The 19,227-nt window shown below is 55.3% G+C and carries 20 protein-coding genes; 15 read left to right on the forward strand and 5 right to left on the reverse strand.

Annotated elements, in window-relative coordinates:
• The first annotated feature begins 32 nt into the window (after nucleotides 1-32).
• Both fabA and fabB read left to right on the forward strand, forming a co-directional pair.
• The gene (fabA, locus tag DOQ08_RS08340) at nucleotides 33-542 is read left to right on the forward strand and encodes a bifunctional 3-hydroxydecanoyl-ACP dehydratase/trans-2-decenoyl-ACP isomerase (protein WP_114334445.1); all 510 of its coding nucleotides are present in this window, start codon (nucleotides 33-35) and stop codon (nucleotides 540-542) included.
• 11 nt (nucleotides 543-553) lie between these two features.
• Nucleotides 554-1,765 (forward strand): beta-ketoacyl-ACP synthase I, encoded by a 1,212-nt coding sequence (gene fabB, locus DOQ08_RS08345; RefSeq protein ID WP_114334446.1) that lies wholly within the window; start codon nucleotides 554-556, stop codon nucleotides 1,763-1,765.
• Here fabB and DOQ08_RS08350 read toward each other — a convergent pair whose 3' ends face one another.
• A complete protein-coding gene (locus tag DOQ08_RS08350; RefSeq protein ID WP_114334447.1) occupies nucleotides 1,766-2,122 on the reverse strand; it encodes a helix-turn-helix domain-containing protein in 357 nt (118 codons plus the stop codon). It lies immediately after the preceding gene.
• A gap of 186 nt (nucleotides 2,123-2,308) precedes the next feature.
• Between DOQ08_RS08350 and trhP the strand changes: the two genes are divergently transcribed.
• The 8 genes from trhP to DOQ08_RS08390 all read left to right on the forward strand — a co-directional run bounded on the left by trhP (nucleotide 2,309) and on the right by DOQ08_RS08390 (nucleotide 10,064).
• Nucleotides 2,309-3,634: a prephenate-dependent tRNA uridine(34) hydroxylase TrhP gene (trhP, locus tag DOQ08_RS08355; RefSeq protein ID WP_114334448.1), complete on the forward strand. Its 1,326-nt coding sequence runs from the start codon at nucleotides 2,309-2,311 to the stop codon at nucleotides 3,632-3,634.
• A gap of 216 nt (nucleotides 3,635-3,850) precedes the next feature.
• Nucleotides 3,851-5,299: a Fe-S cluster assembly protein SufB gene (gene sufB / locus DOQ08_RS08360; RefSeq protein ID WP_114334449.1), complete on the forward strand. Its 1,449-nt coding sequence runs from the start codon at nucleotides 3,851-3,853 to the stop codon at nucleotides 5,297-5,299.
• A gap of 55 nt (nucleotides 5,300-5,354) precedes the next feature.
• Entirely contained in the window at nucleotides 5,355-6,116 is a 762-nt protein-coding gene (gene sufC, locus DOQ08_RS08365) for a Fe-S cluster assembly ATPase SufC (protein WP_114334450.1), read from the forward strand.
• Between the two features lie 15 nt (nucleotides 6,117-6,131).
• Nucleotides 6,132-7,418, forward strand: a complete 1,287-nt coding sequence (gene sufD / locus DOQ08_RS08370; RefSeq protein WP_114334451.1) for a Fe-S cluster assembly protein SufD — start codon at nucleotides 6,132-6,134, stop codon at nucleotides 7,416-7,418.
• A gap of 4 nt (nucleotides 7,419-7,422) precedes the next feature.
• Entirely contained in the window at nucleotides 7,423-8,676 is a 1,254-nt protein-coding gene (locus DOQ08_RS08375; RefSeq protein ID WP_114334452.1) for an aminotransferase class V-fold PLP-dependent enzyme, read from the forward strand.
• A gap of 12 nt (nucleotides 8,677-8,688) precedes the next feature.
• Nucleotides 8,689-9,045 (forward strand): HesB/IscA family protein, encoded by a 357-nt coding sequence (locus DOQ08_RS08380; protein ID WP_114334453.1) that lies wholly within the window; start codon nucleotides 8,689-8,691, stop codon nucleotides 9,043-9,045.
• 18 nt (nucleotides 9,046-9,063) lie between these two features.
• The gene (gene sufT / locus DOQ08_RS08385; protein ID WP_114334454.1) at nucleotides 9,064-9,606 is read left to right on the forward strand and encodes a putative Fe-S cluster assembly protein SufT; all 543 of its coding nucleotides are present in this window, start codon (nucleotides 9,064-9,066) and stop codon (nucleotides 9,604-9,606) included.
• On the forward strand, nucleotides 9,603-10,064 hold the full coding sequence (locus DOQ08_RS08390; RefSeq protein WP_114334455.1) for a SufE family protein: 462 nt from the start codon (nucleotides 9,603-9,605) through the stop codon (nucleotides 10,062-10,064). The genes sufT and DOQ08_RS08390 overlap by 4 nt, the downstream gene beginning before the upstream one ends.
• Before the next feature lie 2 nt (nucleotides 10,065-10,066).
• On the opposite strand, the gene DOQ08_RS08395 is transcribed toward DOQ08_RS08390, so the two are convergent.
• Both DOQ08_RS08395 and DOQ08_RS08400 read right to left on the reverse strand, forming a co-directional pair.
• Nucleotides 10,067-11,278, reverse strand: coding sequence for a flagellar assembly protein T N-terminal domain-containing protein (locus tag DOQ08_RS08395; RefSeq protein WP_227537552.1), 1,212 nt, complete (start codon nucleotides 11,276-11,278; stop codon nucleotides 10,067-10,069).
• Between the two features lie 33 nt (nucleotides 11,279-11,311).
• Nucleotides 11,312-11,863: an LPP20 family lipoprotein gene (locus DOQ08_RS08400; RefSeq protein ID WP_114334457.1), complete on the reverse strand. Its 552-nt coding sequence runs from the start codon at nucleotides 11,861-11,863 to the stop codon at nucleotides 11,312-11,314.
• A 249-nt stretch (nucleotides 11,864-12,112) separates the two neighbouring features.
• Between DOQ08_RS08400 and traF the strand changes: the two genes are divergently transcribed.
• From traF to trmL, 4 genes are all read left to right on the forward strand, one after another.
• The gene (gene traF, locus DOQ08_RS08405; protein ID WP_114334458.1) at nucleotides 12,113-13,381 is read left to right on the forward strand and encodes a conjugal transfer protein TraF; all 1,269 of its coding nucleotides are present in this window, start codon (nucleotides 12,113-12,115) and stop codon (nucleotides 13,379-13,381) included.
• A gap of 144 nt (nucleotides 13,382-13,525) precedes the next feature.
• Nucleotides 13,526-14,629 carry a multifunctional CCA tRNA nucleotidyl transferase/2'3'-cyclic phosphodiesterase/2'nucleotidase/phosphatase gene (locus DOQ08_RS08410; RefSeq protein WP_114334459.1) on the forward strand — a complete coding sequence of 368 codons (1,104 nt, stop codon included), beginning with the start codon at nucleotides 13,526-13,528 and terminating at the stop codon, nucleotides 14,627-14,629.
• 114 nt (nucleotides 14,630-14,743) lie between these two features.
• The gene (locus tag DOQ08_RS08415) at nucleotides 14,744-15,922 is read left to right on the forward strand and encodes an acetyl-CoA C-acetyltransferase (RefSeq protein ID WP_114334460.1); all 1,179 of its coding nucleotides are present in this window, start codon (nucleotides 14,744-14,746) and stop codon (nucleotides 15,920-15,922) included.
• A 5-nt stretch (nucleotides 15,923-15,927) separates the two neighbouring features.
• Nucleotides 15,928-16,392, forward strand: a complete 465-nt coding sequence (gene trmL, locus DOQ08_RS08420; protein WP_114334461.1) for a tRNA (uridine(34)/cytosine(34)/5-carboxymethylaminomethyluridine(34)-2'-O)-methyltransferase TrmL — start codon at nucleotides 15,928-15,930, stop codon at nucleotides 16,390-16,392.
• A gap of 67 nt (nucleotides 16,393-16,459) precedes the next feature.
• Here trmL and secB read toward each other — a convergent pair whose 3' ends face one another.
• Together secB and DOQ08_RS08430 are read right to left on the reverse strand one after the other, a co-directional pair.
• Complete coding sequence (gene secB, locus DOQ08_RS08425; RefSeq protein ID WP_114334462.1) at nucleotides 16,460-16,957, reverse strand: protein-export chaperone SecB; 498 nt, start codon at nucleotides 16,955-16,957, stop codon at nucleotides 16,460-16,462.
• A 137-nt stretch (nucleotides 16,958-17,094) separates the two neighbouring features.
• Nucleotides 17,095-17,511, reverse strand: coding sequence for a rhodanese-like domain-containing protein (locus DOQ08_RS08430; protein WP_114334463.1), 417 nt, complete (start codon nucleotides 17,509-17,511; stop codon nucleotides 17,095-17,097).
• A gap of 162 nt (nucleotides 17,512-17,673) precedes the next feature.
• Here DOQ08_RS08430 and gpmM point away from each other — a divergent pair, with 162 nt between their 5' ends.
• Entirely contained in the window at nucleotides 17,674-19,221 is a 1,548-nt protein-coding gene (gene gpmM / locus DOQ08_RS08435; RefSeq protein ID WP_114334464.1) for a 2,3-bisphosphoglycerate-independent phosphoglycerate mutase, read from the forward strand.
• Nucleotides 19,222-19,227 lie beyond the last annotated feature (6 nt).

Here is a 19,227-nt window from a genome sequence, read left to right on the forward strand (position 1 = left end):
GTATCAAATATTGAAACAGAGACACCTGCAATATGTACCCTGATCACTTTGACAAAGAAGACCTGATCCGTTGCGGTCATGGCGAATTGTTCCCCGGCGATATGCGTTTGCCCATCGACGAAATGCTGATGGTCGATCGCATTACCCACGTTGGGGCTGATGACGGTCTGTACGGTAAAGGCAGCCTGATAGCCGAGCTGGATATCAATCCGGATCTCTGGTTTTTCAAAGTTCACTTCCAGGGCGACCCGGTCATGCCGGGCTGTCTGGGCCTAGATGCCATGTGGCAACTGGTTGGCTTCTTCCTGGCTTGGGGCGGAGGCGAAGGCAAAGGTCGGGCACTGGGTGCCGGTGAAGTGAAATTCTTTGGTCAGGTGCTGCCTAGCAATAAAAAGGTCACCTATTATCTGGATATTAAACGCCTGATTCGCCGTAAATTAACCATGGCGATTGCGGATGCCCGAATGGAAGTGGATGGTCGTGAAATATACACCGCCAAAGATCTGCGGGTTGGCCTGTTCACCTCCACTGACGACTTTTAGGAGCTAGCAAGATGCGTCGTGTTGTAATCACTGGCATGGGAATTGTCTCCAGCCTTGGAACCAATCAAAAAGAAGTCGCCGAATCTCTGCGCGAGTCACGCTCAGGTATTGCGATCAGCGAAGAGGCCCGCGACAACGGTTTGCGCAGCCACGTTTCCGGCAAAATTGATCTCAACCTGTCAGAGCTGATTGATCGCAAGATCTGGCGCTTCATGTGCCCGGCAGCCGGTTACAGTTATCTAGCCACCAAAGAAGCCATTGAGCAGGCTGGCCTGACCGACGAACAAATTCGCGCCAACACCACAGGGGCCGTGTTCGGCACTGGCGGTGCATCAACTGTTGAGTTGCTCGATTCCATCGACACCCATCGCAACAAAGGTATTCGCCGGGTTGGTCCCTACCGCGTCCCACGCACGATGGGCAGCGCCATCAACGCCTCTATCACCACCGCGTTCGGCATTACCGGCATCAATTACGGCATTACCTCTGCCTGCGCCACCAGCGCACACTGCATTGGCCACGCCGCTGATCAGATTGCACTGGGCCGTCAGGATGTCATGCTCGCGGGTGGTGGTGAAGATATCCACTGGACCCTCAGCCTGATGTTCGATGCCATGGGCGCGCTGTCCACCAAGTACAACGACACGCCGGAACTGGCCTCTCGTACCTACGATGCCGACCGCGATGGTTTTGTCATTTCTGGCGGTGGCGGCACCTTGGTACTGGAAGCGTTGGAGCATGCGGAAGCGCGAGGCGCGACCATCCTGGGCGAGCTAGTCGGTTTTGGTGCAACATCAGACGGCGCCGACATGGTTGCGCCAAGTGGCGAAGGTGCCATTCGCTGCATGCAGCAGGCAATGGCCAACGTTGATGGCGAGATTAAATACATCAACACCCACGGCACCAGCACTCCTGCCGGTGATATCACAGAACTGCAGGCACTCAGAAAAACCTTTGGCGACAAGATTCCGCCCCTGAGCTCCACCAAACCCCTGTGCGGTCACGCTCTGGGCGCTGCGGGTGTACACGAAGCCATTTACTCGCTGATTATGCAAAGAGAAGGCTTTATCGCACCATCGGCCAACATCCAGAATCTGGACGAAGGTGCTGAAGGCTTCCCGATCGTCCGGGAGCGCATGGACAACCAGAATCTGGATTTGGTAATGAGTAACAGCTTTGGCTTTGGCGGCACGAACGCCACCCTGATTTTCAAGAAAGTCTGATCAGGACATACGAAGCGAACGATATTCAGCCGGCGGCGTTCCCATCCAGCGTTTGAACGCCCGGCTGAATGCACTCAATTCCGAAAAACCAAGCTGTTCGGCAATTTCTACCAACGGCTTGGATTTGTCTTTCATATAAGTAATCGCCTGCTCTCGGCGAACCTGCTCCAACAACGCCGCAAACGTCACCCCTTCCTGACGCAATTTCTTGTGCAACGTGTAACGGCTCATATTCAATTGGCCCGAAACGGTTTCAACCCCGACTTTTCCTCGCGCCAAATGGATCTTGATCAACAAACTGACCCGGGCACCCAAAGACCTCTTTGCCGCATCCGGCGACACATTACCTGATCCCATAATTCTTCCCTCCCACTACCCGTTAAGCTTTGAGCATAGTACATGCTCGTCAGCGTACACATGTTAGCTGAAAAGGATCAATAAGACCTTTGAGCAAGATCAATAGAAAAGGCACCACATTCCGGCAAAATGCGACCCGGTTAAAATCACCACAGCCCCACCCGCCCCCACACTCTCGGAGAAACCATGAAAACCCCGGAACTGCTCGCCCCTGCCGGCACTCCCGAACACCTGGAAACCGCCTTCGCCTACGGAGCGGATGCGGTATACGCTGGCCAACCCCGGTACTCCCTGCGAGTAAGAAACAACAGTTTCAAAAACGTTGAAGCATTGGGTGCCGGCATCGCCAGAGCCCATGAGCTGGGGAAACAGTTCTATCTGGTATCAAACATTGCGCCTCATAATGACAAGGTGCGCAGCTACCTTAGGGACCTTGCCCCCATTCTTGAGCAAAAGCCGGATGCCCTCATCATGTCGGATCCTGGCTTAATCATGCTGGTCAAAGAGGCCTGGCCCGACCAAGCTATCCATCTTTCTGTGCAAGCGAACGCGGTCAACTGGGCGACCGTGGAATTTTGGCGACGACAAGGCATCAGCCGCGTAATCTTGTCCCGGGAACTCGCACTTCATGAAATCCGCGAAATTCGGAAAAAAGTACCGGAGATGGAACTGGAGGTGTTCGTTCACGGCGCTTTATGCATGGCTTACTCGGGCCGCTGCCTGCTCTCCGGCTACATGAATCACCGCGACGCCAACCAAGGCGCCTGCACTAACGCTTGCCGCTGGAATTACCAGCCCGTGGCCCACGCCACCGATCAAACCGGTGACCTGATTGCCACCACTGCCAGCTCGCCTGAACAAAACGTGCAGTCCTTCGAGCCTAAAGAAATACTGCTGGAAGAGCCGAACCGTCCGGGCAGCTATATTCCGGCTTACGAGGACGAGCACGGCACTTACATCATGAACTCGAAAGATTTACGGGCCGTTCAACACGTAGCTGAACTGGTCAACATGGGCGTGCATTCGCTGAAAATCGAAGGCCGCACCAAGAGCACCTACTATGTTGCTCGCACCACTCAAACCTACCGCCGCGCCATCGACGACGCGGTTGCCGGCAAGCCGTTCGACATGCAAATGATGGATGAGCTGGAGGCACTCTCGAACCGTGGCTACACGGAAGGTTTCCTGCGTCGCCATGTGCCCCAGGAGTACCAGAGTTACGAGCAAGGATCATCCTTTCTTGGCACTCAGCAAGTGGTTGGCACCATTACAGATGCCGACGACCAGTGGCTAAGCATTGATGTGAAAAACAAATTTTCACCGGGTGACCAACTTGAACTGATCAACCCTGCCGGAAACCTGCGGTTTACCGCCAGCACCATGCAGAACCGCAACGGAGACACCATGACCTGCGCACCGGGTAGTGGGCACATCGTACGCATCCCCAAACCCCAAGGGCTGCCAAACGCTCTTCGCTTTAGTTATTTGACACGCATTCTGCCCACCACTTAACCCCGTCCGAACGTTCCCGGCGTGCAGCTCATAAGTAGGGCTGCACGTTTGATTAAGGTATAATCCCTACACGGCCGATTTAATACCTGACTAAATTACTCTGGTATTGTATAATCATTCGCCAGAAGCATTGGGAGGAGCCCCTTTATTCATTTGGCTCCCCCGGCGAAACACAGGGCACCATGCCCCAGATGAGAGAATTACGGAGCGACGATCATGGCGACCACCGACAATGAGGTGAAAGAGCTGATCAAACGGGAATACGAACACGGTTTCGTGACCGAAATTGAATCAGACACCTTCGAACCCGGCCTCAATGAAGATGTAATCCGCCGCCTGTCAGAAATCAAGCAAGAACCGGAGTTCATGCTTGAATGGCGCCTAAAAGCATATCGTCGTTGGCTGGATATGGAAGAACCCGAATGGGCCCACGTTGATTTCCCGAAAGTGGACTACAACGACATTTCCTATTATTCAGCGCCCAAGAAAAAAGAAGACATGCCCCAGAGCCTGGACGAAGTCGATCCAGAGCTGCTGCGCACCTATGAAAAGCTGGGCATTCCTCTGCACGAACGCGCCAAACTGGCCGGCGTTGCGGTTGATGCGGTTTTTGACTCCGTGTCTGTAGCCACCACGTTCAAAGAACCTCTGGAAAAAGCCGGCGTTATTTTCTGCCCGATTTCCGAAGCTGTGCATAAGCATCCAGAATTGATCAAGAAATACCTGGGCAGCGTGGTTCCTGCTGGCGACAACTACTTCGCCGCGTTGAACTCGGCGGTCTTCTCTGACGGCTCTTTCGTGTACATCCCCAAAGGCGTTCGCTGCCCCATGGAGCTGTCCACCTATTTCCGGATCAACGCTGCCAACACCGGTCAGTTCGAACGCACGCTGATCGTTGCCGAAGAAGGCAGCTACGTGAGTTACCTGGAAGGTTGCACCGCCCCCATGCGGGACGAAAACCAGCTGCACGCGGCGGTTGTTGAAATCGTTGTCCTCGACGATGCCCAGGTTAAGTACTCTACGGTACAGAACTGGTACCCGGGCGATGAGCACGGCAAAGGCGGCATCTACAATTTTGTAACCAAACGCGCCGCCTGTATCGGCAAGAACTCCAAAGTGTCCTGGACGCAGGTCGAAACCGGCTCCGCCATCACCTGGAAATATCCGAGCTGTGTACTGCGTGGTGAAAACAGTGTCGGCGAGTTTTACTCCGTCGCATTGACCCACAACTATCAGCAGGCAGACACCGGTACCAAGATGATCCATCTGGGCAAAAACACCCGGAGCACCATCATTTCCAAAGGTATTTCGGCAGGTCGCAGCTCAAACGCATACCGCGGACTGGTGAAATTCGGTCCTGCTGCCGATGGCGCACGTAACTTTACCCAGTGTGATTCGCTGCTGATCGGCGACCGCTGTGGCGCCCACACCTTCCCGTACATCGAAAGCAAGAACAAGTCGGCCATCGTGGAACACGAAGCCACCACCTCCAAGGTCAGCGACGAGCAGATGTTCCTCTGCCGCCAGCGCGGTATCGACCCGGAGCAGGCCGTTTCCATGATCGTGAACGGCTTCTGTAAAGAGGTGTTCAAAGAGCTGCCGATGGAGTTTGCGGTAGAAGCCGGCAAACTACTGGAAGTGAGCCTCGAAGGCTCGGTTGGTTAAGTTAGCACCACGGCAAACACAAAGAATTCAGACGGTTAAAAGAGAGAAGCAACAAATGCTGAGCATCAAAAACCTGCACGCATCCGTTGAGGACAAAGAAATCCTCAAAGGCATCAACCTGGACGTCAAGCCCGGGGAAGTTCACGCCATCATGGGCCCCAACGGTTCCGGTAAGAGCACCCTGTCACAGGTTCTGGCAGGCAACGAGGCATTTGAAGTCACCAGCGGTGAAGTCACCCTGAACGGTGAAAACCTGCTGGACCTCGCCATCGAAGAACGCGCTCGCGAAGGCGTTTTCCTGGCGTTCCAATACCCGGTCGAAATTCCCGGCGTGAGCAACCTTCAGTTCCTTCGCACCGCCGTTAACGCCATGCGCAAACACCGCGGCGAAGAAGAAATGAACGCGGCCGAATTCATGAAGCAGGCGAAAGAAGTTTCCAAGCAAGTGGATTTGGACCCTTCGTTCCTGAAGCGTGGTGTTAACGAAGATTTCTCCGGTGGTGAGAAAAAGCGTAACGAAATCATGCAAGCCTTGCTGCTTCAGCCGAAGCTGGCGATTCTGGACGAAACCGACTCAGGCCTCGACATCGACGCACTGCAAGTAGTCTCCAACGGCGTTAACGCCCTGCGTGCTGAAGATCGCGCCATCCTGATGGTGACCCACTACCAGCGCCTGCTTAACCACATCGTGCCAGACTACGTGCACGTATTGGCAGGCGGCCGGATCGTTAAATCCGGTGGCCGTGAACTGGCACTCGAATTGGAAGAACGCGGTTACGGCTGGTTGGGAATCAACGACGAAGAAACCAGCAACTGATCAGGAGGCCGCGGAATGAAACAAGCACCTATGCTTTCCAGCGCCTTCCTGCATCCGGCCGGGCAAACACTGCCTGAACCGCTGCTGGCGCTGCGCAAACAACGGGCGAGTCTTTTGGTCGATATGCCATTGCCCACCCGTAAAACCGAAAACTGGAAGTACTCCAGCAAGTATTTGAAGCTGTCAGACGAGATGGCCATTTCCCTGCCTGCAGAGGGCAAAACTGGCAACAGCCTGGCGGTGTCCGGCTACAAAGTCGTCTTCCGCAACGGGATTTTGATCCCTGAAGCCAGTGATTATCCTGATCTGGATGGCATCACCATTCAGAGCTTCAGTGATCTCAGTAACGAAGAAGCGGATGTACTCGCCCTCCAACTCGGCAGTACTCTGGACCACGATCAGGCGCAATTCGCTCGCTTGAACGGTGCCCGTTTTGACGACGGTTTGCTGGTGCGGCTTGAAGCCGGAGCGGTTTTGGACCAGCCGCTGTTCATCATTCATGAAACCGCGGCAGATGCCACTGGCTCGGCCTTCCCGCGCATCTTTGTAGAAGCCGGAGCAAACAGCCAGATCACGCTGGTAGAAGAGTACACCTCCAGTGGCAATGCGCCTGCGTTCGTTAACACAGTGACCGAATTCACTTTGGCAGACAGCGCAAACGTGACCAGCATTCGCCTGAACATGGAAGGTGAATCGGTTCAGCATATCGGTGCCACTGGCGTGGTCCAGAACCACGGTTCGCGTTTCGAAAGCCACTGCGTTGGCTTTGGCGGCCCGCTGCGCCGGCACGATCTGCAGGTGCGTCTGGTTGGCGAAGAAGCCGAAACCAAGCTTAACGGCGTTGTGGTTACTCAAGGCAAACAGCACTACGACAACCACACCTCCATTGATCACGTAGCGGCCAACTGTAACAGCGAAGAAACCTATCGCAACATCGCAGCCGACCAGTCCCACGCGATCTTCAATGGTCGTATTCATATCCATCAGGACGCACAAAAATCCTTTGCGGATATGAATAACAAAAACCTGTTGCTGAACAACGGTGCCGAGATCGACACCAAGCCGGAACTGGAAATCTACGCCGACGATGTGAAGTGTGCCCACGGTGCCACCATCGGCCAGCTGGACGAAGAATCCATTTTCTACCTGCTGTCACGGGGTATTGGTCGCCGTGATGCAAACGTACTGCTCACCATGGCATTCATCAACGAACTGGTTAGCCAGATACCGCTCGAAGTGGTGCGGGATACGGCCCAGGCACGTCTGAACGAATTCTTCGAGCAAACCTTCCAGGAGATCTGAAGGCATGAGCGATCTGTCCATGGCAAACAACACCAGCACCAAAGCGTTTGATGTAGAACGCATCCGGCGCGACTTCCCCATTCTGGCCCAAGAGGTTAACGGGAAGCCGTTGGTGTATCTGGACAACGGCGCCTCGGCCCAAAAGCCGATTGCCGTGTTAGACGCCATGGACCGTTACTACCGGGAAATGCACTCCAATGTACACCGGGGCGCTCACACTCTGGGCGATCGCGCTACAGCGGCTTTTGAAGGTGCTCGGGAAACCGTTCGCAGCTTTGTAAACGCGCCCAGCTCGCGCGAAATCATCTGGACCCGCGGTACCACCGAAGCCATCAACCTGGTCGCTAACGGTTTGGCTCCTCGCCTGAAAGAAGGTGACGAGATTCTGGTTAGCCACATGGAACACCACGCCAACATCGTGCCCTGGCAGATGGTGGCCGAACGCACAGGTGCCAAGGTGGTTCCGGTGCCGGTTAACTCCGCTGGCGAATTGGATCTGGACGCCTTCAACAGTCTGTTGAATGAGCGCACCCGCATTCTGGCGATCACTCACGTATCCAACGTATTGGGTACCGTGAACCCGATTGCCTCTCTGATTAAGAAAGCTAAAGATCAGGGCGCACTGACGTTGATCGACGGCGCCCAGGCGGTACCCCACTTTAAGCCTGACGTTCAGGCTTTGGATTGTGATTTCTACGTGTTCTCGTCCCACAAACTGTTCGGCCCCACCGGCATCGGTGTACTGTACGGTCGCGCGGAATTGCTGGAACAAATGCCCCCCTATCAGGGCGGCGGCGAGATGATCGAACGGGTGTCGTTCGAGCGTACCACCTGGAACGTTCTGCCCTACAAATTCGAGGCAGGCACACCGGCTATTGCTGAAGCAGTAGGCCTGGCTGCGGCCATCCGCTATCTGGACAACCTTGACCGGAAGGCCATGGAAGCGGCTGAGAACGCCCTTCTGGCCCGTGCCAACGAGTTAGTAAGTACAGTACCAGGCATGGAAATTATCGGCACCGCCGCAAAAAAAGTGCCGGTCATGTCGTTCAAGATCGCCGGGCTACACCCCAGCGACATCGGCACCCTGTTGGATCAGCAAGGCATCGCCATTCGCACCGGCCATCACTGCGCCATGCCATTAATGGACTTCTACGGAGTTCCCGGTACAGCTCGGGCTTCATTCGCATTCTACAATACGTTGGAAGAGGTCGAGCAATTGTTCGCCGGCCTTCAGAAAATTCAGCGCCTGTTTACCTGAGGAGGTGGAAACATGTCAGCCGAAGTCTTCACCCCGAACGATGTCACAGTGACCATGACGCCGACGGCCGTCAAACACGTTCGCAAACAATTGGATAAGAAACCGGAAGCCAAAGGCATTCGCCTCACCATCAGAAAGAGCGGCTGCTCCGGCTTCAAATATGAAACCGAGTGGGTAGAAGAGTCCGCAGCCGACGACCAAATTTTCCCCATCGACGGTGTGGATGTTTATGTAAAGCAGGAACATCTGCCCCTGGTTAACGGTATTGAAATCGACTTTGTCACCGAGGGAGTCAACTCCCTGTTTCGCTTCCGCAACCCCAACGCGACTGCGGAATGTGGCTGCGGCGAAAGCTTTACGGTGTCGTAAAAAGAGGCTTTATTGAGCATGCAAGAACGGGAAGTTGTCCTGACGAAGCGCGAAGTGGAAGCACGATTGGTGCCTGTGGGAACGGAAATCATGATTCCTGCAGATACCTTCGTGACCATCACCCAATCTTTGGGCGGCACATTCACCGTTGCGGTCAACGGTAATCTGGCTCGCATCGAAGGCCACGACGCAGACGCGCTGGGCAAAAAACCGCTGGAAAGTAGCTTCGAAACACCTGCCGATGGCACGGTGAATGAAAATCAGGTCTGGGAAGCCATGCGCAGCGCCTACGACCCGGAAATCCCGGTCAACGTGGTCGATCTGGGGCTGATTTACGAGTGCAAGATCGAAAACGGCACCGAAGACGGCAACCACGTTTACATCAAAATGACTCTGACCGCCGCCGGCTGCGGCATGGGTCCGGTGATTACCGACGACGTGAAGCGTAAAGTAGAGCACGTGCCCAATGTGGACAAGGTGACGGTAGAGCTCACCTTTGATCCGCCCTGGAACAACGACATGCTGACCGACGAAGCCAAACTTGAACTGGGTATGCTATGACCGCTAGCAAACAGCAATTTCTGGACAACCCTCTCGGCCAAAAAACCACATTGGAAGACGTTCTGGACGCTTTCGAGTTTCTGGACGACTGGGAAGATCGCTACGCCTTCATCATCGATCTGGGCAAGCAGTTACCTGAATTTCCGGATGAGGCTCGCACTGAAGAGAACTACGTGCATGGCTGCCAAAGCCAGGTATGGGTTATTCATCAGTACGATGAAGACAGCGGCAAGCTGTTCCTGTTGATTGATTCTGATGCCATGATCGTTCGCGGCTTGGCTGCCATCATTCTTGTGGCGCTCAACGCCAAGTCGCCCCGCGACTTGCTGGCGACCGACATTGACGAACTGTTCGAGCAGCTCGACCTGATGCGCCATATCTCCCCCACTCGCGGCAACGGCCTACGCGCCATGGTCGGCAAGATTCGGGACATTGCAGCGGCCGAAGCCGCTGCCTGAGATCACCAGATAATCGCCAGATCGTCCCGCTGGATGTTGACCTGCGGTCCGATGGTGCCAATGCGACCGGTACTAAAATCGGGGTGAACGCTGTCCAGCGTAATCATCACCCCGGCATCGGCCAGCTCCGGCGTGCCACCCAGTGAATCAAAGTAGCGCTGGCTGCGATAGACATTCAATTGATCACCGGGGCGTAAGCCAGCGGTAGCGCCAGATGCCAGGGTAATCTTATCGTCAGTCACGCGCGTGATACTGGCCATAAATGGCTGGCAGTTCAGCGCATCCCCAACAGCGGCCGTCATCTCGTCGATCACTCCCGAAACAGCGGCTCCCCACTCACTATTCTCAAACCCCGCTGAAGCAAAGCCAGCCGTACCACTGCCGGTTGGTGTCCAATTGGCAGCGGTTTCAAATCGCTTCCTGAATACCGGTGAGCCACTGAAGCCGTCAAACACCATAACCTCTGCTTCGAAGCGTCGGGTTTTATCGCCAAAACCTAACCTTCTCTGCATTTTTTCAAAGACCGATGTGCCCCAAGCATCCGGATCTACCAGCCCCATATCTCGAATAACGCCGGTCACGACAAACTGTGCACCCAGCTCGCGAGCCAACTGCACGACGTTAGTCAGTCGATTGCTGGCCATGTTGCTCTGAGTTGTAGGCGCATCCGGCAAATGACTGAACAGGCGAAGCGATGTAGCACCCAGTACCTGCAGCGTGCCCTGTTTTTGCATTCGCGCAACCAACGCTTGCGGCAATTGCTCACCGGCATCATCGAGCCCGGGATCGCCGCCTTGAGATGGTACGACAATCGGGAAGCCCGTTACGGCTACCCGCTTACGCAGCCCGGAAGCCTCTCCGGCCTTACAGCTCGCGCTACCGCCTGCAGATTCACCGGAAAGTTCAGCCCGAACAACCACCCGCAACAAATTTCCACGCCGATATTCGTCAACTATGGTCGCGTTACGGAGCTCCACCTTAGAAGACAGCTCGGTTTTAGATTCCGTCAACTGCCCGTTTTCAACCGTATCCCGAGTGGTAACTTGAGTTTGGTACTGCAACGCCAAGTCTCGCATCGCAGCTTGCCGGGCTTCGGCACGGGCCTGATCCAGGTTATCCTCGCGGATGTTGGCATGCCCCACACCCTCAAGAACCGTGGCGCCAGCCCAACCTGAGCAAACCACCATCACACACAACATAACGATGCGAATCATAATGCTCCCAATACCAGCCGACGCACAGCTGGCTTAATCCAGATAATAGAGTGAATCAACTTTTTGGCCTTCCGCCTCATTGGCCTTATTAATTGCCACGTCTTTTTTAGGTTCGTAGTGGCTGGGCATCGGAATTGCGCAGACATCTCTCACCTGGTCATCTGCCACTTCAGATGCGCATTTGAGGAATCGGGGTTCAAGCTTCAACTCCATAACGGTTTCAACGACGCCCCCGGGATGCTCATTCACAGACAAGGTGCGGGCCCCACGAATGTAGCTATCCACGTAGGCTCGGAAGCTGTCGTCCCTCAGTACAAATTCATCCACCGTAGAATGGCCATAGATCACGGTTCCGTATACCCGCTCAGCCAGATTGCGATAGGCGTCCAGCTTCGAGGCCCTGAGCGCCATCAGCCGCTGTTTGGGGTTAGAGCGGCCTTGTTGGGCTTGCCCGTAGACACCAAAACCGCTGACTTGAACCACGATAGGCTCAAACTCATCCGAGGTATCCGGCCGGCCTCCGGTTGCACAGCCAACCAACATCATGGCTAGCAAGACGGGCAGAAAGCGCCATCTCAGTGTCATTATCTCGTCTCCGAAAAACAGATTTCCCATAATCATGAAAAAATCACGCCATTATGGATAACCAAATGATTAAAAAGGATTTTCAAAATAGCCTACGCTCGTTGGCCAACAAACCGGCAGATTCTTGCCCCTGTTTACGAATCTAAAACAAACCGTTACGCCTTGAGTGCTGTTTATCCTACTCCTCTAGCCTAACCTTCTAATAATCTGTTTTCTGTAGCACACAACAACATACACAGCAGGCTCTGCATGAACGTCAATCGCTTTAACAAACTGTCCCTGGCCATCGGCCTATCCATCGCCACCACTTCCGCTTTAGCCAGCCCTCAAGCCTTCATGTCGTCGCGCTCCTTTGCCATGGCAGGAACCGGTGTCGCGGTAGCCGCACCTTCTGCCGCACCAAGCGCCAACCCGGCCATGATGGCCTCACAGCAACACGACTGGGCCGATGATTTTGGGTTGATGTTGCCATCCGTGAACGTTCGAGCGGCCGATGAAGAAGAAACCGTTGACCAGATTGACGGCATTCAGGATGTGATTGATGAGTTTCAGGAGCTAAACCGTGCTTCCAATTCGCAGGAAGCTCGTGACTTGGCGAGAGACCTTCGTGAGCGGATGAACAAATTCGACAAAGACACCGTCCGTGTTGACGCCGGCCTTGGCTTAGCCTTCGCGATCCCTACGGACTCTATTTCCGTTGGCTTTATGACGAACGCGAGTCTCCGCGCAACTGTTCGAGGTGAGTTTGACGAGGACGACAATGCCTATCTGGAAGAGTTAGAGAACGCCACAACCGCGGAACTCTTGCTTGCAGACCTGGACCGGGATCTTAAGTCTCGTGGCCGAATCCTCGCCTCGGCAGTGGTTGAAGCCGGCATCAGCGTCGCCAAAACGATTGAGCTGAATAACGGCGAAAGTTTCCAGCTGGGCGTCACACCGAAATACGTTGAACTGCGCACGTTTCAATACACCGAAACCGTTTCCGGTTTTGAAGACGACGAATTTGACAGCGACGAATACCAAACGGAAAAAAGCGGCTTCAACCTGGACATCGGTGCCGCATACGCGTTCGGTGAGCAGCAGGAATGGAACGCCGGCGTAGTGGTGAAAAACCTGATCCCGATGGAGCTGGATTCTGCTGTCAGTTCCGACCCTAGTAAGATGGAAGAAAAGCACACCCTCGAACTCAACCCAATGGTCACCGCCGGCATTGCCCACAAAGGCGCCTATCACATGGTAACCGCTGAGCTGGACCTCACCAAGAAAGAAGCCTTCGGCTACGAAGACGATACCCAATGGCTGGCGGTAGGTGCCGAATTTGATGCCTGGCGCTACGCCCAGTTGCGTGCTGGTGTTCGCCACAACCTTGCCAGCAACAACGATAACGACGGCGTTGAAGAGACCACCCAGTTCACCGCCGGTTTCGGCCTGAACCTAATGGGCGCTCGCCTGGACATCGGCGCTCTGTACAGCAGCGCCGATGTTGGTGCCGCTATCGAGTTTGGCGCAGCCTTCTGAACAACGTCAGTTACTTCGGGGGCACGCAAGCGGCCCCCGAACACTTTCCCTGCCCTCCGATTTGCGTCACTTCCCTAACGCACCGATAATCCCGCCTACGATTTCAGCCAAATACGGCACCTAATACCAATCAGGGCGAACTCCATGGAAATCTACCTTGTGGGCGGCGCAGTGCGCGACGGGCGGCTGGGCATTCCGGTCAAAGATCGCGACTGGGTGGTGGTCGGCGCTACGCCGGAGGCCATGACAAAAAAGGGCTACCGCCAAGTGGGGGCCGATTTCCCGGTTTTTCTGCACCCGAAAACCGGAGAAGAATATGCCCTTGCGCGCACAGAGAGAAAACAGGGCCACGGCTACCACGGGTTTACCGTGTATAGCGCTCCAGACGTCACGCTTGAAGAAGACCTGTTACGCCGGGACCTGACCATCAACGCCATGGCCGAGCGCGAAGATGGCACCTTGGTCGATCCGTTCAACGGCCTGGCCGATTTGGAACAAAAAACCCTGAGGCACGTGTCCGAGGCTTTTGCCGAAGACCCATTGCGTATTCTGAGAACGGCCCGTTTCGCCGCCCGCTTCCACCCGCTAGGTTTCACCATCTGCCCGGACACCATGGCATTGATGCGCAACATGATTCGCAGCGGTGAGTTGGAGCATTTGGTGCCGGAGCGCGTGTGGCAGGAAGTTCAGCGTGCGCTGCACGAAAAATCCCCCGCAATCTTTTTTCAGGTACTGCACGAGCTGGGAGCCCTGAACATTTTGACGCCCGAACTGGCCGACACCGAACGTTTCGAAGCTGGCCTTCAAGCTTTGCAATGCATAAGCGCCCAAAACAGCACAACCGCCCAGCGATTCGCGGCATTGCTAAGCGCTCTACCTGAACCAGAAGCCAGCGCCCGAGCAAAGGCCATGAAAAGCCCGAACGACTGCCGGGATCTCACCCGGCTGGTGTGTCGGTTCAGCGGCTGGCTTTCAAAACACAACAGCGGGGCCCTGCCCCCTGAAGCCGTGTTGGACATGTTTGACCAAGCGGACTTGTGGCGCCGGCCTGAGCGCTTTGAGCAGCTATTAGCTTCTCTCGCCTGCACGCCCCATCAACAGCATGTGAAGCCATTGAGCATTGCGGCTGAATCGGCGCAGGGTGTAAGCCCGCAAGATTTGCTAAAACAAGGCTTCAAGGGCAAAGAGCTGGGCGATGCCATCCGCAATGAGCGGCTCACGCGTATTACGCGAGCCATGGCACCATAACTCGACTTTGGTGGTTTTGGCGCACTCATGCTTTCCGGCTACAATAGCTGCCAATACTTTTCATTCCCGGGCAGCCGACCGGCTGAACCTGCATATATATAACGGAGAGATTCCATGCGTGATGTTGTCATTGTTGCTGCAAAACGTACCGCCATCGGCAGTTTTGGTGGTGGCTTGTCGAGCGTTCGTGCTGACCAGCTCGGCGCGGCTGTTATCAAAGCCCTGATTGAAGACACAGGCGTTTCCGGCGAGCAGATCAACGAAGTCATCCTCGGACAGGTACTGACCGCCGGCAGCGGCCAGAACCCGGCTCGCCAAGCCAGCATTCACGCAGGGCTCCCTGCGTCGGTTCCGGCCATGACCATCAACAAGGTTTGCGGCTCCGGCCTGAAGGCCGTTCATATGGCCGTTCAGTCTATTCGCTGTGGCGATGCCGAGATGATCATTGCCGGTGGTCAGGAAAACATGAGCCAGGCTCCCCACGTACTGCCCAATAGCCGCAACGGCCAGCGCATGGGCAACTGGAACATGGTGGATACCATGATCACCGACGGCCTTTGGGATGCCTTTAACGACTACCACATGGGCATCACCGCCGAGAACATTGTTGAGAAGTACGGTATCAGCCGTGAAGAACAAGATGAATTCGCCGCGGCATCCCAACAAAAAGCTGTGGCTGCTCAGAACGACGGACGCTTTGACGGCCAGATCGTTCCGGTCAGCATTCCGCAGCGGAAGGGCGACCCGATCGTGGTTGATAAAGATGAATGCCCACGGGATGGCGTATCTGCTGAAGGTCTGGCCAAACTGCGCCCAGCGTTCAAGAAAGACGGCTCTGTCACCGCCGGCAACGCATCCTCGTTGAACGACGGTGCGGCCGCCGTTATGGTTTGCAGCGCCGAGAAAGCCAAAGAGCTGGGCTTAACCCCGTTAGCCACGATCAAAGCCCACGCCAATGCCGGCGTTGATCCTACCATCATGGGCACCGGCCCAATTCCTGCCAGCCAGCGTTGCCTGGAGCGTGCCGGCTGGACCGCGGCAGACCTGGATCTGGTCGAAGCCAACGAAGCCTTTGCGGCGCAAGCCATTTCCGTTAACCGGGATATGGGCTGGGACACCAGCAAGGTGAACGTTAACGGCGGCGCCATCGCCCTTGGCCACCCCATTGGTGCGTCCGGCTGCCGGATTCTGGTTACCCTGCTGCACGAAATGCAGCGCCGTGATGTCAAGAAAGGTCTGGCTACCTTGTGCATCGGTGGTGGCATGGGCGTTGCCTTGGCAGTAGAGCGCTAAGGCGGGTGTTACACGTTGTCTTATACGAGCCGGAGATACCGCCGAACACCGGCAATATCATCCGGCTTTGCGCCAACACCGGCTGCCAGCTGCACCTTATTGAGCCTTTGGGATTCTCTCTCGAAGACAAACAGATGCGCCGGGCCGGGTTGGACTACAGCGAATACGCCACGGTAAAGATCCACAAGGATTACGCGAGTTTTCTCGAAACTGAACGGCCTGCGCGGCTGTTCGGTCTTACAACTAAAGGTTCTCGCCATTACCATGAGGTCGCCTATCAGGACGGTGATTACCTGATGTTCGGCCCCGAGACTCGTGGCTTACCCGTAGATGTTCGTGAAGGATTGGAAGAAAGTCATCGGCTGCGGGTACCTATGCAACCCGACAGTCGTAGCCTGAACCTGTCCAATACGGCGGCGTTGGTGGTGTATGAAGCATGGCGCCAGCTGGGCTTTCCCGGCGCAACCTGAGCCTTTCAAGCAGACAAAAAAAACCGGCTAATCTGCCGGTTTTTTTATGTCTGGACGCGAGAAACGCTTAGTGCGTTTGCTCTGCCCCGGCCTCACCAGCCGCTTCTTCCTGCTTCTTTTTCAGCGCCTGAGCGTAGATCGCATCGAAATTCACCGGTGCCAGCATCAAAGCCGGGAAGCTGCCTTTGCCGACCGCACCATCAATGGCTTCACGGGCGTAGGGGAACAGAATGGTCGGGCAGTAGGCTCCTAGCATCTGGCCAAGCTGAGGCCCCTCAATACCCGCTACCATAAAGACGCCTGCCTGCTGGATCTCAACAATGTAGGCAACTTTCTCGCCCAGTTTAGCGGTCACGGTCATCGACAGCACCACTTCGTACTGATTGTCGCTAACTTTGGTGTGAGAGGTATTCAGGTCCAGATTTACCTGCGGCTTCCACTGCTCCTGAAACACCATCGGCGCATTCGGCGATTCAAAAGAGAGGTCCTTCACGTAAATACGCTGAAGGGCAAACTGGGGTTGATTCTGGTTTTCGTTGCCTGCGGCTTGCTGATTCTCAGCCATGATCCGTCCTTTCGTTTTTATTTCGTAGCATGGGCAAAGCCCATTGTCCTAGTCACGCTTTGCCAGAACAGTCTACCGCCTGCCCCGGACAAGTAATGTGAAACAGTGCGATAGATCGCCGATCAGATCAAGCCCTATTACTTCTTAACCACCGGCAAGTTACTGGCTTTCCAGTCAGCAATGCCGCCGTTCAGGCGAACAACGTCCGAAAACCCGGCTTCTTTAAGCTGCTTGACGGCCATGGCAGAGTGCTGGCCCATTTTATCCACGACCACAATCTGCTTTTCTTTGTGCTTGTTCAGTTCGTTCAGACGATCTTTCAAACCGCTCAGTGGAATGTTGATCGAACCCGTAATGCGCCCTTCTCCGAATTCTTTGCGATCACGGATATCCAGCACCACGGCTTCTTCCCGGTTAATCAAAGTGACCGCACCTTGGGCTGAAATTTTTGCGCCACCGCGACGAGATTCTAGGGCCAGAATCGCCAGAATCAGCGCGACAAAAATTGATACCAGAATGTAGTGATTAACAACGAATTCAAACAAACGATCCATGGAGCGCTACCCTGAAAATTAGTTTGGCCGGATTATACACACCCACACCCGCTCAAAGAAGGCGGGCAGCCTCGAGCGTTACTGCGTGGCCTGCGCAAATGAAAACGGTTACAATCTACCCCACTTTTTATTCGTTCAATCTACAACCAACCGGACAATACGATGACCGCGACGCGCAAGCCCACTGCACTGATTATCCTCGACGGCTGGGGCCACCGTGACCCGGCTGATGACAACGCCATCTCGAACGCCAACACCCCGTTTTGGGACAAACTCTGGCAGAACCAGCCGAAAACCCTGATTAACACCTCAGGTATGTTTGTTGGCCTGCCACAAGGCCAGATGGGCAACTCGGAAGTCGGCCACATGAACCTCGGCGCTGGCCGGGTGGTGTATCAGAGCCTGACGCGCATCGACAAAGACCTGGAAGACGGCGAGTTCCAAAACAACCCGGCCTTGTGCAACGCGATTGATAAAGCCGCCAACAACGGCAAAGCGGTGCACATTATGGGCCTGCTGTCTCCCGGCGGTGTTCACAGCCACGAAGATCATATCCTGGCTGCTGCTGAACTGGCGGCCGCACGCGGCGCAAAAGAAGTGTATATCCACGCGTTTCTGGATGGCCGCGACATGCCGCCACGCAGCGCTCGCCCGTCACTGGAAAAAGCCGCGGCCAAAATGGAAAGCCTCGGCGTTGGCCGCGTTGCCAGCATCGTTGGGCGCTACTTCGCCATGGACCGCGATAATCGCTGGGACCGTGTCGAAAGCGCCTACAACGTCATGACTCTGGGCGATGCAGAATTCACCTTCGGTGACCCGATCTCCGCACTGGAGCAAGCCTATGAGCGCGGCGAAAACGACGAGTTCGTGAAAGCGACCCGCATTCATAAAGATGGCCAACCGGAAGGCACCATTAACGATGGCGACGCCGTTCTGTTCATGAACTTCCGTGCGGACCGCGCCCGGGAAATGACCCGCACTTTCGTAGAGCCGGATTTTGACGGTTTCGATCGCCGCAAGCATCCGGAACTGGCCGATTTCGTCATGCTGACTGAATACGCCGCCGACATTAAAACCTCTTGTGCCTACCCGCCCGAGCAACTCACGAACGGTTTGGGCGAATACATGGCGAAACTGGGCAAAACCCAGCTACGCATTTCCGAAACTGAAAAATACGCCCACGTGACCTTCTTCTTCAACGGCGGTATGGAAACACCGTTTGAAGGCGAAGATCGTATTCTGGTGCCCTCTCCGAAAGTGGCCACCTACGACTTGCAGCCGGAAATGAGCGCACCTGAGGTCACCGACAAGCTGGTGGACGCTATCAAGAGCGGTAAGTACGACCTGATCGTGTGCAACTACGCCAATGGCGACATGGTTGGCCATACCGGCAAGCTGGACGCAGCCATCAAAGCGGCCGAATGTCTCGACCAGTGCGTTCAGCGCGTGGTTGAAGCACTGGACGAAGTGGGCGGTGAAGCACTGATCACAGCAGACCATGGCAACTGCGAGCAAATGACCGACCCCAACTCCGGCCAGGTTCACACCTCTCACACCATCGGCCCGGTACCGCTGGTTTACACCGGCCCGCGCACCATCACCCTGAAAGACAACGGCAGCCTGAGCGACATTGCCCCTACGCTGCTGACCCTGATGGGTGACAAAGCGCCGGAAGAGATGACCGGCCAAAATTTGGCTGAGATAGGCTGATCGGTA

The organism is Marinobacter litoralis, from assembly GCF_003336705.1.
Taxonomy (GTDB): domain Bacteria; phylum Pseudomonadota; class Gammaproteobacteria; order Pseudomonadales; family Oleiphilaceae; genus Marinobacter; species Marinobacter litoralis.